This window comes from Paracoccaceae bacterium, assembly GCA_012103375.1.
Classification (GTDB): domain Bacteria; phylum Pseudomonadota; class Alphaproteobacteria; order Rhodobacterales; family Rhodobacteraceae; genus WLWX01.
Genome location: WLWX01000001.1, coordinates 721,130 through 733,411, shown reverse-complemented (window position 1 = coordinate 733,411; position 12,282 = coordinate 721,130). Strand labels below are relative to the sequence as shown.

At 61.4% G+C, this 12,282-nt stretch carries 15 protein-coding genes; 10 read left to right on the top strand and 5 right to left on the bottom strand.

Annotated features, from left to right (window positions below; translation table 11 throughout):
- Positions 1-67 precede the first annotated feature (67 nt).
- The gene (locus tag GKR99_03825) at positions 68-1,024 is read right to left on the bottom strand and encodes a CoA ester lyase (GenBank protein ID NKB26721.1); all 957 of its coding nucleotides are present in this window, start codon (positions 1,022-1,024) and stop codon (positions 68-70) included.
- A gap of 81 nt (positions 1,025-1,105) precedes the next feature.
- Here GKR99_03825 and GKR99_03820 point away from each other — a divergent pair, with 81 nt between their 5' ends.
- From GKR99_03820 to GKR99_03805, 4 genes are all read left to right on the top strand, one after another.
- Positions 1,106-1,924 (top strand): sugar phosphate isomerase/epimerase, encoded by an 819-nt coding sequence (locus GKR99_03820; protein ID NKB26720.1) that lies wholly within the window; start codon positions 1,106-1,108, stop codon positions 1,922-1,924.
- Between the two features lie 197 nt (positions 1,925-2,121).
- Entirely contained in the window at positions 2,122-3,123 is a 1,002-nt protein-coding gene (locus tag GKR99_03815; GenBank protein NKB26719.1) for a DUF1611 domain-containing protein, read from the top strand.
- Positions 3,120-4,085 carry a dipeptide epimerase gene (locus GKR99_03810; protein ID NKB26718.1) on the top strand — a complete coding sequence of 322 codons (966 nt, stop codon included), beginning with the start codon at positions 3,120-3,122 and terminating at the stop codon, positions 4,083-4,085. The genes GKR99_03815 and GKR99_03810 overlap by 4 nt, the downstream gene beginning before the upstream one ends.
- 123 nt (positions 4,086-4,208) lie before the next feature.
- The gene (locus tag GKR99_03805) at positions 4,209-5,054 is read left to right on the top strand and encodes a D-amino-acid transaminase (GenBank protein ID NKB26717.1); all 846 of its coding nucleotides are present in this window, start codon (positions 4,209-4,211) and stop codon (positions 5,052-5,054) included.
- Positions 5,055-5,330: 276 nt separating this feature from the next.
- Here GKR99_03805 and GKR99_03800 read toward each other — a convergent pair whose 3' ends face one another.
- Complete coding sequence (locus GKR99_03800; GenBank protein NKB26716.1) at positions 5,331-5,627, bottom strand: DUF1244 domain-containing protein; 297 nt, start codon at positions 5,625-5,627, stop codon at positions 5,331-5,333.
- A gap of 1 nt (position 5,628) precedes the next feature.
- The gene (locus tag GKR99_03795; GenBank protein NKB26715.1) at positions 5,629-6,384 is read right to left on the bottom strand and encodes an N-formylglutamate amidohydrolase; all 756 of its coding nucleotides are present in this window, start codon (positions 6,382-6,384) and stop codon (positions 5,629-5,631) included.
- 113 nt (positions 6,385-6,497) lie between these two features.
- Between GKR99_03795 and pyk the strand changes: the two genes are divergently transcribed.
- From pyk to rplT, 4 genes are all read left to right on the top strand, one after another.
- Positions 6,498-7,943, top strand: coding sequence for a pyruvate kinase (gene pyk, locus GKR99_03790; protein ID NKB26714.1), 1,446 nt, complete (start codon positions 6,498-6,500; stop codon positions 7,941-7,943).
- A 39-nt stretch (positions 7,944-7,982) separates the two neighbouring features.
- Complete coding sequence (locus tag GKR99_03785; protein ID NKB26713.1) at positions 7,983-8,207, top strand: hypothetical protein; 225 nt, start codon at positions 7,983-7,985, stop codon at positions 8,205-8,207.
- Between the two features lie 115 nt (positions 8,208-8,322).
- On the top strand, positions 8,323-8,523 hold the full coding sequence (gene rpmI / locus GKR99_03780) for a 50S ribosomal protein L35 (GenBank protein ID NKB26712.1): 201 nt from the start codon (positions 8,323-8,325) through the stop codon (positions 8,521-8,523).
- A 15-nt stretch (positions 8,524-8,538) separates the two neighbouring features.
- Complete coding sequence (gene rplT / locus GKR99_03775) at positions 8,539-8,904, top strand: 50S ribosomal protein L20 (GenBank protein NKB26711.1); 366 nt, start codon at positions 8,539-8,541, stop codon at positions 8,902-8,904.
- 499 nt (positions 8,905-9,403) lie between these two features.
- On the opposite strand, the gene GKR99_03770 is transcribed toward rplT, so the two are convergent.
- Positions 9,404-9,565 (bottom strand): hypothetical protein, encoded by a 162-nt coding sequence (locus GKR99_03770; GenBank protein NKB26710.1) that lies wholly within the window; start codon positions 9,563-9,565, stop codon positions 9,404-9,406.
- A gap of 172 nt (positions 9,566-9,737) precedes the next feature.
- Here GKR99_03770 and GKR99_03765 point away from each other — a divergent pair, with 172 nt between their 5' ends.
- A complete protein-coding gene (locus GKR99_03765) occupies positions 9,738-9,875 on the top strand; it encodes a hypothetical protein (protein ID NKB26709.1) in 138 nt (45 codons plus the stop codon).
- A 65-nt stretch (positions 9,876-9,940) separates the two neighbouring features.
- On the opposite strand, the gene GKR99_03760 is transcribed toward GKR99_03765, so the two are convergent.
- Positions 9,941-11,116, bottom strand: a complete 1,176-nt coding sequence (locus tag GKR99_03760) for a hypothetical protein (GenBank protein NKB26708.1) — start codon at positions 11,114-11,116, stop codon at positions 9,941-9,943.
- Between the two features lie 59 nt (positions 11,117-11,175).
- Here GKR99_03760 and pheS point away from each other — a divergent pair, with 59 nt between their 5' ends.
- The gene (gene pheS, locus GKR99_03755; protein ID NKB26707.1) at positions 11,176-12,243 is read left to right on the top strand and encodes a phenylalanine--tRNA ligase subunit alpha; all 1,068 of its coding nucleotides are present in this window, start codon (positions 11,176-11,178) and stop codon (positions 12,241-12,243) included.
- Positions 12,244-12,282 lie beyond the last annotated feature (39 nt).

Here is a 12,282-nt window from a genome sequence, read left to right as displayed (position 1 = left end):
ACGTTGGCGGCTTGTCCCTGCTTGCGGTGCACTGCTGATGTCCACTCCCGCCTGCGCATCACCGGTCTCACCCACCAATCATTTCGGCCTGCGTCACGATCACCTCGGCCTGCCGGACACTGGCCAGATCAACCAGTCGCCCCTTGTAGACCGCCGCACCCGCGCCGCTTGCATCGGCCTCGGCCATCGCGGCCAGGATCTCTCGTGCCTCGGCCACGGCTGCGTCAGAGGGTGTGAACACTTCGTTCGCAAGTGCAATCTGCTTCGGGTGGATCGCCCATTTCCCGACCATGCCCAGCGTCGCCGACCGCCGCGCCTGCGCCCGGAACCCGTCGTCATCCGAAAAATCCCCGAACGGCCCGTCCACCGGTAGCACGCCATGGGTCCGGCAGGCCGCGACAATTGCCGTTTGCGCCCAATGCCAGGGGTCCGACCAATGCTTCGCCCCGTCATGCAGCATGTAGTAATCTTCCTGCGTCCCGCCGATCCCGGTTGTCTGCATCCCCATGGAGGCGGCGAAATCCGCCGCCCCCAGGCTCATCGCCTGAAGGCGGGGGGAGCTCGCCGCAATCTCTTCCACATGGGCAATTCCGGCGGCGGTTTCGATGATAACCTCAAGCCCGATCCGCTTGGTGCGACCGGCCGCCGCCTCGGCCGCGGTGACCAGCGCGTCCACCGCATAGACATCCGCCGCGCAGCCGACCTTGGGGATCATGATCTGGTCCAACCGCTCACCCGCCTGTTCCAGCACATCGATCACATCGCGATACCAATAGGGCGTGTCGAGGCCGTTGATCCGCACGCTCAGGTGTTTGGACCCCCAGTCCACATCGTTGATCGCCGCGATCACATTGCCCCGCGCCGTTGCCTTGTCGGCGGGGGCCACGCTGTCTTCCAGATCCAGGTTGATGACGTCCGCGGCACTTGCCGCCATCTTTTCGAACAGTTTTACGTTCGATCCCGGGCCGAACAGCTGACAGCGGTTCGGGCGGGCGACGGGGGCGGGTTGAACGCGGAACGACATGGGTGGCCTCGTAAGTAAATTTCGTGTCTGCTGCCCTTTGGGGTAGATTATTGCTGCGCCAGCAACAAGGAGTTTTCTGCAATGCGGCAATTGAAGGTCTATACGTCGCTGTGGGCGATGCAGCCACATGACCAGACGGGTGTGAAACTGCCCTTCGATCAGGTGGCCGAAATGGTGGCTGCGGCAGGTTTTGACGGGCTGGCCATCGATCTTGGCGCATCCGATGTGGCCACGGCGCATGAAGTTCGCCCGCATCTTGAAGCCAACGGCCTGACGCCGCTGATCGTCGCCTTCCCGAAAGAGGTTGACGGCTTCCGCGACACCCTTGAGATGGCCAAGGACTTCGGATCGCCATTCGTCGACATCATCGGCCAGGTGATGCCGCTGACCATCCCCGAGATGGCGCCGATCATCCGCCGTTGGATCGACATGAGCGACGAGGTCGGCGTGCCCGTCCAATTCGAAACCCACCGTAATTGCATCACCAATGACCTGTTCGTGACGCTGCAACTGCTCGACCTCATCCCCCAGATGCGCATTTGTGCCGATCTGTCCCATTACGTTGTCGACCGCGAGTTCTGGTTTCCACTGTCAGACCATGACCGTGGCCTGATCAGCCGCATCCTGCGGCGTTCCGACAGCTTGCAGGGGCGCGTCGCCAGCCGGCAGCAAATCCAGCTGCAGCTTGGCTTCCCCCAGCATCAGAAATGGGTCGATCTGTTCAAAGGCTGGTGGCGCGAAGGACTGGCCGACTGGCGGTCGTGGAACCAATCTGGCGATTGCATCTTCCTGTGTGAGCTTGGTCCGCCCGAATACGCCATGACCGGCCCGGACGGGAAAGAGATGTCAAACCGCTGGGAAGAGGCTTTGCAGATCAAACAATGGGTGCAAAAGATTTAGGACGATCTGGGTGGTGATGCTTAGCACGATCATCCGGGATCTGGTGCAATCATCGAAGGAAAGATAGGGTTTTCGAAGAATTGCGCAACATTCTTCGCAAATCCGCGAAACCGGCGCTTAAAGAACAATGAAATCCCATATCGTTTCTGGCATTTTCGCGCGACTCGACCCCGATACGACAATGCAAAGAGGCTGCCATGATCCAGACCCCCTATCTGCTTTTCCTGGGCGACGCGCCCGATCAACTGGCCGCCAAGGTGGCGCAGGGTATCAGGGACTGGCGCCCTGAAAACGCCGTCGGTCAGATCCGCCTTCCGGGCTGTGGTGCCGATGTGGGGCTGGAGGACATGACGCTGGAACAGGCCCAGGCCGCCGGGGCAAAGACCCTTGTGATTGGCGTTGCCAATCGGGGTGGTGTGATCAGCGATGCCTGGAAAGAGGTTCTGGTCAAGGCGCTCAAAATGGGGTTCGACCTTGCCTCGGGGTTGCACAATCTGCTGCGGGATGAAGATGATCTGGTTGCGGCCGCGCGCGTTGCAGGGATGACGCTGCACGACGTGCGCATCCCGTCGGTTGCCTATCCGATCGCCAATGGCGTCAAGCGCACCGGCAAGCGGTGTCTGGCGATTGGCACGGACTGTTCGGTCGGCAAGATGTACACCGGCCTGTCGATCGACGCGGAAATGCAGGCGCGCGGGATGAAAACCACGTTCCGTCCCACCGGTCAGACCGGCATCCTGATCACCGGCGGAGGCGTCCCGCTGGACGCCGTGATCGCGGATTTCATGGCCGGTTCGGTCGAATATCTGACCCCCGACAACGACTCCGATCACTGGGATCATATCGAAGGGCAGGGCAGCCTGTTCCACGTCAGCTATTCCGGCGTCACCATGGCGCTGATCCACGGTGGTCAGCCCGACGCGCTGATCCTGTGCCACGAACCCAGCCGCACCCATATGCGCGGACTGCCGGGCTACGACCTGCCGTCGCTGGAAGCGCTGCGTGACACGGCCTTGCCGCTAGCGCGGATCGCCAACCCGGCGTGTCAGGTGGCAGGTATCTCGATCAATACCAAGGCATTGGGCGAGGATGAGGCCAAGAGGTTGCTGGAGGATACGGGTACCCGCATGGGCCTGCCCGCCACCGATCCGTTCCGCTTTGGCGCCGGTCCGCTGGTCGATGCGCTGGCCGCAATATGAGCCTGACGGTCACCCGCGATACATTCCAGCTGGCGCAGGCGTTCACGATCTCTCGTGGGACGCGGACCGAGGCGCAGGTGCTGACGGTGACGGCGCGGGACGGCGACCATCAGGGCTGGGGCGAATGCGTGCCCTATGCACGCTATGGCGAGTCGCTCGAATCGGTTACGGCCCAGATCGACAGTCTTGGCGGATCGCTGGACCGGGACGCGCTTCAGACCGCCTTGCCTGCGGGCGCGGCGCGCAATGCTGTAGATTGCGCCTTGTGGGATCTTGAAGCGAAGCGCGCCGGGAGACGGGTCTGGGAACTGGCGGGCCTGACCGCGCCGGGGCCCGAGATCACGGCCTATACATTGTCGCTGGACACGCCCGAGAATATGCGCGCCGCGGCGGCGAAGAATACGCACCGACCGATCCTGAAAATCAAACTCGGCACGCCTGACGACATGGCGCGGCTGGAAGCGGTGCGCGCAGGCGCGCCGGATCCGGTGATCATCGTGGACGCAAACGAAGGCTGGTCGGCCGAGGTCTATGCCGATCTTGCCCCGCATCTGTTGCGGCTGGGTGTGGCGATGGTCGAACAGCCGATGCCAGCCGGGCAGGACGACATGCTGGGCGAGATTGACCGCCCGCTGCCGGGTTGCGCTGACGAATCCTGCCATGACCGGACCAGCCTGCCCGCACTGGCGGGCAAATATGACATCGTGAACATCAAGCTGGACAAGACCGGCGGACTGACCGAGGCGTTGGCGCTGAAAACCGACGCTCGGGATGCAGGGTTCGGCGTCATGGTGGGGTGCATGGTGGGCAGTTCACTGGCAATGGCTCCGGCGGTTCTGCTGGCCCAGGGCGTGGCGTTCACCGACCTCGACGGACCGCTGTTGTTGGCCGAAGATCGCACAACGCCGCTTCGCTTTGACCAGCTGGGCGTTCACCCGAGCGAGGCCGCGCTTTGGGGATAACATCATCCGTCACCTGACCAGCGCCAAGCGATCCTGGCGACGCCCCGCCCCGTCCCCTTGACGCAGCGCAAGAAGCCTCGCATCACGCTCGCAAACGCCAAAACCAATCCGGAGACCCGCCCCATGACCCGCACCGTCTATGTAAACGGCAACTATGTACCTGAAGATCAGGCCACAATCTCGGTCTTTGACAGGGGCTTTCTGTTCGCCGATGCGGTGTATGAAGTGACGAGCGTGCTGGACGGCAAGCTGATTGATTTCGACGGCCACGGGCAGCGGCTGGCGCGGTCGCTGGGCGAGCTCAACATGGCCATGCCAGAGGCTGACTTGCTTGAAATTCATCGAGAACTTGTTGCGCGCAATAACGTGACCGAGGGGCTGGTCTATCTGCAAGTCTCGCGCGGCGCGGCAGATCGGGATTTCCAGTATCCGGTCGACACGCCCCCGACGCTGGTGATGTTCACGCAAAGCAAGGCATTGATCGACTCTCCGGCGGCGAAGTCCGGCATCAAGGTGATTGCAATCGACGATCTGCGCTGGGCGCGACGGGACATCAAGACGGTTCAGCTGCTCTATCCGTCGATGGGCAAAATGATGGCCAAGGCGGCGGGTGTTGATGACGCCTGGATGGTCGAAGATGGGCTGGTGACGGAAGGCACATCGAACAACGCCTATATCGTCAAAAACGGCAAAATCATCACGCGCCAGCTTGGCCAGGATATTCTGGCCGGAATTACACGGAACGCCGTGCTGAAAATGGCGCGTGAGGCGCAGATGGAGATCGAAGAACGCGCGTTTTCAATCCGTGAGGCGCAAGACGCGGACGAGGCATTCTATACTTCGGCTTCGGCCTTCGTGATGCCGGTGGTCGAAGTGGATGGGGCAACCGTCGGCGCGGGCGTGCCGGGTCCGGTGTCGCAGCGCCTGCGCGAGATCTATATTGATGAAAGCCGCCGCGTGGCGGTCTAGCGTCTGGTGTCCGGTGGGCGCCCGCGCTCAGGGCAGCGATGCTGCCGTCGCTTAGGCGCTGCGCCATTCGGCGCGGCATGCGTTGTCCGGTTTGTTGGCGTGTCCTCGCAGGGGCAGATTGCTGAGAGGCGGTTGACGGGGCAGGCTGCCCGTCAACGCGCCTGATCAAGCCTTGGTGCGATTCGGGGCCGCGTCAAGGACAGGCCGCGCAACCGCGCGGTGCCTTCGGCATCCTTGACCCGGCCCCGAATCACGAGAATCAGCGCATCACGAAGGTCAGTGATCTTTCGGCGTATTGGCGAAGATTTCCTGCTGCTGCGCGGTAGCTTCGGTCTGGTATTTCGCTTTCCAGTCGTCGAACTGCATGCCGTAAATCACCTCGCGCGCGGCCGCCTTGTCGATGGTGATATCCCGTTCGGCAGCCGCTTCCTGATACCAGCGTGACAGACAGTTGCGGCAAAATCCGGACAGATTCATCAGATCGATGTTCTGTACGTCGCTACGTTCGCGCAGATGATCGCGCAGCCGGCGGAACGCGGCGGCTTCGAGTTCGGTTTGGGTTTGTGCGTCCATGTCAGGTCTCCGTCAGGGCGGTGGTAAGCATTGGTGCCAAGCGGTCTGCCCAGGCGGCCTGTTGCGTGGCTGTGCGGATCAGGTCGTTGCGGATTTCGATCAGCGTGTTGTGCCGGTCATGGGCACAGGCGTGGGTGTCGATCGTGTCACCCGGAAGATGACCGCCATAGGGTTCATTGTCGCCAACACACAGATCGGGTTCGGCGCGCAAAAGGGCCAGCAACGGTTCGGTCAGGCGACGGTCGGCGGCGGACAGCATGGATATATGCCAGGGGCGCGGCGGGCGACCGGCCAGTTGCGGTGTGAAGCTGTGAATCGACAGGATCACGGTGTCGTCGCGGCGCGCCGCCAGCTCGGCCACTTTGCGATGGTAAGGGAGATAACACAGGTCCAGCCGGCGTTCGACCTCGGCCCCGTCAGCGCGCCTGTTTGCCGGAATGACCGACCCGTCATAAAGCCGCATCAGAAGTGTCGGGTCGTCTTCACCGCGGTTCGGGTCAATCACCAGGCGTGAGAAATTGGACAGCACGCAGGGCGCATCCAGTCGTTCCGCCAGATGTCGTGCGACCCCTTCAGAACCGACATCATAGGCAATGTGGCGCGCCATATCGCTGGCCGGAAGCCCAAGGTCACCATCTGCCACGCATTGGGGGACCGTGTTGCGGGCATGGTCACAAAGGATCAGCCAGCGCGACGCGCGATCTTCGCCAAAAACCTCAACCGGTGCGAATACGTCTGGTGCAGAATCCCTGGGCATGGCGCTTTCTTAGGCCTCTGCGCGGCAAAGCGCCAGTTGTCAGCGCGCCGCAATTGCGCAATAGAAGCGCGCGGCCGATGTTAGCGGTCACGTAAGCCAACCGGAGACACTTGATGAGACGAATGCGCAACGTAAAGATCGTCGCGACGCTGGGGCCTGCCTCGAACGATTACGAAACGATCCGTGCGCTGTTCGAAGCCGGGGCCGATGTATTTCGCCTGAACATGAGCCATGGCGATCACGAAGAGATCCGCGCGCGCCACGCAATCATTCGCAAGATCGAGGCGGATCTGGGGCGTCCGATTGCCATTCTTGCCGACCTTCAGGGGCCGAAACTGCGCGTTGGTGTGTTTGCCAACGATGAGGAGGAGCTTGTTGAAGGGGCCACCTTCCGGCTGGACCTTGATGAGGCCGAGGGCGACGTGACCCGCATGCAATTGCCCCATACCGAGATTTTTGCCGCCCTCGAACCCGGTGCAAGTCTGCTGGTGAATGACGGCAAGATCCGCCTGAAAGTGATTGAATGCGGCAAGGATTACGCCAACTGCGAGGTGATTGCCGGTGGCACGATTTCGAACCGCAAGGGCGTCAACGTGCCCGATGTGCTGCTGCCACTGACGGCTTTGTCGGAAAAGGACCTGCGCGATCTGGAATTTGTCTGCGAACTGGGCGTTGACTGGCTGGCGCTGTCCTTCGTTCAGCGGGTCGCGGATGTGACCGAGGCACAGGCCCTGGTTAAGGGGCGCGCCGCGATCATGGTGAAGATCGAAAAGCCGCAAGGCGTCGCAAATTTCGACGAAATTCTGAAAGTCACAGACGGGGTGATGGTGGCGCGTGGCGATCTGGGCGTCGAACTTCCGGTGCAGAACGTGCCTCCGATCCAGAAGCGTCTGGTGCGCAAATGCCGCGCCGCAGCCAAGCCGGTGATTGTCGCGACGCAGATGCTCGAATCGATGATCGAAAGCCCGATGCCGACACGTGCCGAAGTCTCGGACGTGGCCGCGGCGATCTATGAAGGGGCAGATGCCGTCATGCTGAGTGCCGAGAGCGCGGCGGGCGAGTACCCGGTCGAGGCGGTCGAGACCATGCATAATGTCGCGTTGGAGGTTGAAAGTGACAGCACCTACCGCGCCGTGATCGAAGCCAGTCGCGCCGGTGCCAAGGAAACCGTTGCCGATGCGATCGTTTCTGCATCACGCGAAATTGCCGAGACGACGGATATCAAGGCGATCTGCTGCTATTCGCAATCCGGCACTACCGCGGTTCTGGTCGCACGCGAAAAGCCAGCGGTGCCGATCATTGCGCTGACCGCGCTGGAAAAGACAGCGCGCCGATTGTGCCTGACCTGGGGGTTGCATTGCGTGATCACCGGGCGAGTGGATCGGTTCAAGGATGCGGTGGTGAATGCGGTACGTTCGGCCCGGGGCGAAGGGTTCGGCGGCAAGGATGATTTCGTCGTCGTCACCGCCGGTGTGCCGTTCAATGTGCCCGGTTCGACGAATATCCTGCGGGTCGCCCCGTGTGAGGAAAGGTTGATTTTCGCGTCCGAGCCTGAATAGACTTGTCGCACAGACCCTGAAACCGATGGGGCGACAATTATGGACAGCGACTATCTTCTTGTTCTTGGGTTCATCATCGTGGCGCTGGCATTCCCGGCGCTGATAAACTCGTTTTCATCGAATGGCTCTGCACGGTTAACGATTGCGCTGCTGTTCATTGGTGCCGCTCTGATCGTGGCTGCAATCGCCGGTCAACCCGGTGGGTACGCCTTTGCTGACATATCACGTGCATTTGTTCGGGTTGTCGCCGAAATCATCAACTGAATCCGCTTGCCAGCCGCGGTTCGCCCTTTTATACGGCGGCCTTCGACGTGCGTGACGGGCCAAGTGGCTTGCCTTGTGACGCCTTAAGCTGAACCCAAGACCTTCGGAGATGCAAATGCCCAAGATGAAGACGAAAAGCAGCGCCAAGAAGCGCTTCAAAGTGACGGCGACCGGCAAGGTCCTGTCCGCCCAGGCCGGCAAGCGGCACGGCATGATCAAACGCAGCAAGAAGTTCATCCGCGACGCGCGCGGGACCACCACGCTGAGTGCGCCTGACGCGAAGATCGTCAAGCAATTCATGCCCTACGACCGCTGAAGGAGGATCGAATAGATGTCACGTACCAAAGGCGGAACCGTTACCCACGCACGCCACAAGAAAGTTCTGGATCAGGCCAAAGGCTATTACGGTCGGCGCAAAAGCACCTTCAAGGTTGCGCGCCAGGCGGTCGACAAGGCCAACCAGTATGCCACCCGCGACCGCAAGAACCGCAAGCGCACCTTCCGCGCCCTGTGGATTCAGCGGATCAACGCCGCCGTGCGCGCCCATGACGAAGGCCTGGCCTATAGCAAGTTCATCAATGGTCTGGCGCTTGCCGGGATCGAGGTGGACCGCAAAGTCCTCGCCGATATCGCGGTGCACGAGCCTGAGGCTTTTGGCGCCATCGTCGATCAGGCGAAAGCTGCGCTGCCTGCGTAACGCCCGCAACAGGAAAATTCAGGAAAAGCCGTCGGAGCAATCCGGCGGCTTTTTTCGTGTGATAAACAAGGGTCACAGCCAATTGGCGCTCAACTGATTGGTGCAGGGCGACGCGTAAGGGTCGCGCAAGGCAACAAAAGCTAGATCTTCGCCGTTCTCGGCAACCAGGACAACATTGGTTGATGTCAGGTATGTCTGCACCACATCGCCACCAAACTGCGCCGCGTCGTAAAGCGGCAGGCCCCAGGTCCGCGCCTGATTGCCAAGGCGCGTCAGGCGCGATGTCGTCCGGGCGGCGGCGCGATAACGGATCAGGTAACTGTCCAGAAAGCGGGTCGTTTCCGGGTGGTTTGCAACATCATCGCCGAAAGACGCGGCAAGAGCCTTGCGCGCTGCCCGCGCGGGCGCGGTGTAGGCGCGGTGTAAAGGCCAAACCCTCCCGCAGACAGGACGGCTGCGGATAGCCCCGCGACAACAAGCTGACGTCTGTTGAAACGCATCACACTGACCTTCCGGCCAGAAGGGACAATGCGGACAGGGTCAATGTGGGGTTCGCGACGCCGCTGGTGGGAAATGCGCCTGCACCAAGGGCATAGAGGCCGGATACGGAATGGCATTGCAGCGATCTGTTCACCACGGATTCGGCCGGATCGGATCCCATTCGGTGGGTGCCCTGAATATGCGCCTCAGTATCGCTGTTTTCGCGGTGGACAATGCCGTCAATTTCGAACGGCAGGATGCTTTGCAGATCCGCCTCAGCCCGGTCCAATCCCGCCACGCCATAATTGGAATGACCGGTCCAGGTGACACGCGGCACCCCTGCGGCATCCAACGTGACCCGGTTATCGGCTGATTGTGTTGAAAAACTCCGAAATCAGAGCGTCGCGGATTTCTTGCGAAAACCTATGAAGCGAAATAGTCGGAAAGCTTTGACCACGAGACAGCGCATGGCTGCGCGTGAGCGCATGTAGGCGATTTGGGCCGACCCCCGCGCCAAAAATTTAGGATCGGGCTGCATGGAAAGAAAAATCATCGTTCAGGCCCTAAAACGGAGTTTTTCAACACAATCGGCTTGCGGCAGATCTTCGGCGATCAGCTTCAGCCGCATCCTGTGAGTCCAGCGGTCACGCTCGGCCCGCAGCGCCGAGGGCACGTTGTAATTTTCAACCAAAACAGCCCCGGATGTCGCCCGATGCGGTCCATCGTAATACCCATAGCAATGCTCGGTAATGGATGTGCCGCCGAAATAATTCGGCTGGGCGATGTCGAGGAACAACAATCTCGAGGTTTGTTCGTGCAGGTAACGCCCAAGTGCGGCGTCGGTCATGCCCGAACGCAACATGATCGCGGCGTTGAAAATCGCGTTGGTGCCAAGCGCCACCAGGTCTGTCGCTAGGCGGTGTGTCTGCCCGGCGCTGTCGCGCAAAACTACCCCGGTTGCGCGCTGGTTGGTGATATCGACCTGGTGCAGTTCGGTGTCCATCAACAGCGCAACGCCCGGACGCTCAAAAGCAGAAATACCGTTCAAAATGGTGTATTTTGCATCAATCGGGCACAGGTGGCAGACTCCGTTGGCGCAACAGGTCGCGCGGTTGCCGCCGTTGGACCGCGCCGTCGGCACCGGCACCCAGATATCCGGGCGCGCCGCGACAGCGGCGGCACCCGCGCGGGTCAGCGCATGGGCCGGGAAGGGAAACGGGGTGCTGCGATGCAGGATATGGCCGTTGTCGGCGCCGGCAACCTCCATGATGGCCTCAATCTCGGCATAGGCGGGTTCGATGTCGTCATAGGTGATCGGCCAGGGCGCGCTGGGTTGATGCAGTTCTGACAGGCGGAAATCACTGGGGTGAAACCGCGGCACCTGCCCCCACCAGCAGGTTGAATTGCCGCCGAATTTCGTGTGTGCCACCCAGGTCTTGCGGTCCCCGACAGGGGCCGATATCGCAAAATCCTCGAGATCGCGATCCGTCCCATGGATCAGATCATCTTCAAGGCTGTGCAGCGGGCCTTTTTCGACGATCAACACCCGCAGATCATCTGGCAGGCCGCGCAGAAAAAACATCGCGGCGAAACTGCTGCCCGCAATGATGACATCCCAGGTTTGCGCCTGCGCAGTGTCCAGCGTGATGGTGTTCAGCACGTCATTTGCCCCGCGCAGCGTCCTGTGCGGGATCATAGGCGGCGCATCCGGCAGGGCAAGGGGCGCTCCCACGTCTTGCACCGCCCGCCAGCGGGCGGTAACTGCGAGGCCGAACAGCCGGGGATCGGGTCATGGACCAGTTGAGACAGAAATATCTGACCGCCATCGCGGATGCCGCTGATGAAAACGCGCTTGAGGCGCTGCGCGTGCAGGCCGTGGGCAAGAAGGGCGAGGTCAGCGCCCAGATGCGCGAACTGGGCAAGATGACGCCCGAGGAACGCCAGGTGGCCGGGCCCAAGCTGAATGCGCTGAAGGACGAGATTAACTCGGCACTGGCCGCCCGCAAGGCCGCCCTTGGCGATGCCGCGCTCGAGGAACGCCTGAAGGGTGAATGGCTGGATGTGACGCTGCCGTCGCGCACCCATCAGCAGGGGACGATCCATCCGGTGTCTCAGGTGACCGAGGAGGTCAGCGCGATCTTCGCCGACATGGGCTTTGCCGTGGCCGAAGGCCCGCAGATCGAAAGTGACTGGTACAATTTCGACGCGCTGAACATCCCCGACCACCATCCCGCACGCGGAGAGATGGACACATTCTATATGGCGCGCGAAGACGGCGACAATCGCCCGCCCCACGTGCTGCGCACCCACACCAGCCCGGTGCAGATCCGATCCATGATGGATCAGGGCGCGCCGATCCGGATCATTGCTCCGGGGCGGGTGTATCGCGCGGATTATGACCAGACCCACACGCCGATGTTCCATCAGGTAGAGGGGTTGGCGATTGACCGCGATATCTCCATGGCGAACTTGAAATGGGTGCTGGAACAATTCTTCACGGCGTTTTTCGGCACCGAGGTCAAAACCCGGTTCCGCGCCAGCCATTTCCCCTTCACCGAGCCGAGCGCAGAGGTGGATATTCAGTGCAGCTGGGAAGGCGGCACCGTAAAAGTGGGTGAGGGCGACGACTGGCTGGAGGTGCTGGGCAGCGGCATGGTGCATCCGCATGTCCTGCGCTCGGCCAATATCGACCCGGATGAATGGCAGGGTTTCGCCTTCGGGATGGGAATTGATCGGCTGGCGATGCTGAAATACGGGATTCCCGATTTGCGGGCGTTCTTTGATTCAGACCTGCGGTGGCTGCGGCACTATGGGTTTTCGGCGTTGGAGGTGCCTACGCTGCATGGGGGTGTGGGGTGATGGCGCTGCGACAATTAATTTTGCTCGTGTTTTCGCTAT

What these genes read in the sequence shown, in the direction of transcription:
- GKR99_03825 (NKB26721.1), bottom strand. Translation starts at nt 1,024, where the DNA reads ATGTCGTTCCGCGTTCAACCCGCCCCCGTCGCCCGCCCGAACCGCTGT.
- GKR99_03820 (NKB26720.1), top strand. Translation starts at nt 1,106, where the DNA reads ATGCGGCAATTGAAGGTCTATACGTCGCTGTGGGCGATGCAGCCACAT.
- GKR99_03815 (NKB26719.1), top strand. Translation starts at nt 2,122, where the DNA reads ATGATCCAGACCCCCTATCTGCTTTTCCTGGGCGACGCGCCCGATCAA.
- GKR99_03810 (NKB26718.1), top strand. Translation starts at nt 3,120, where the DNA reads ATGAGCCTGACGGTCACCCGCGATACATTCCAGCTGGCGCAGGCGTTC.
- GKR99_03805 (NKB26717.1), top strand. Translation starts at nt 4,209, where the DNA reads ATGACCCGCACCGTCTATGTAAACGGCAACTATGTACCTGAAGATCAG.
- GKR99_03800 (NKB26716.1), bottom strand. Translation starts at nt 5,627, where the DNA reads ATGGACGCACAAACCCAAACCGAACTCGAAGCCGCCGCGTTCCGCCGG.
- GKR99_03795 (NKB26715.1), bottom strand. Translation starts at nt 6,384, where the DNA reads ATGCCCAGGGATTCTGCACCAGACGTATTCGCACCGGTTGAGGTTTTT.
- pyk (NKB26714.1), top strand. Translation starts at nt 6,498, where the DNA reads ATGAGACGAATGCGCAACGTAAAGATCGTCGCGACGCTGGGGCCTGCC.
- GKR99_03785 (NKB26713.1), top strand. Translation starts at nt 7,983, where the DNA reads ATGGACAGCGACTATCTTCTTGTTCTTGGGTTCATCATCGTGGCGCTG.
- rpmI (NKB26712.1), top strand. Translation starts at nt 8,323, where the DNA reads ATGCCCAAGATGAAGACGAAAAGCAGCGCCAAGAAGCGCTTCAAAGTG.
- rplT (NKB26711.1), top strand. Translation starts at nt 8,539, where the DNA reads ATGTCACGTACCAAAGGCGGAACCGTTACCCACGCACGCCACAAGAAA.
- GKR99_03770 (NKB26710.1), bottom strand. Translation starts at nt 9,565, where the DNA reads ATGGGATCCGATCCGGCCGAATCCGTGGTGAACAGATCGCTGCAATGC.
- pheS (NKB26707.1), top strand. Translation starts at nt 11,176, where the DNA reads ATGGACCAGTTGAGACAGAAATATCTGACCGCCATCGCGGATGCCGCT.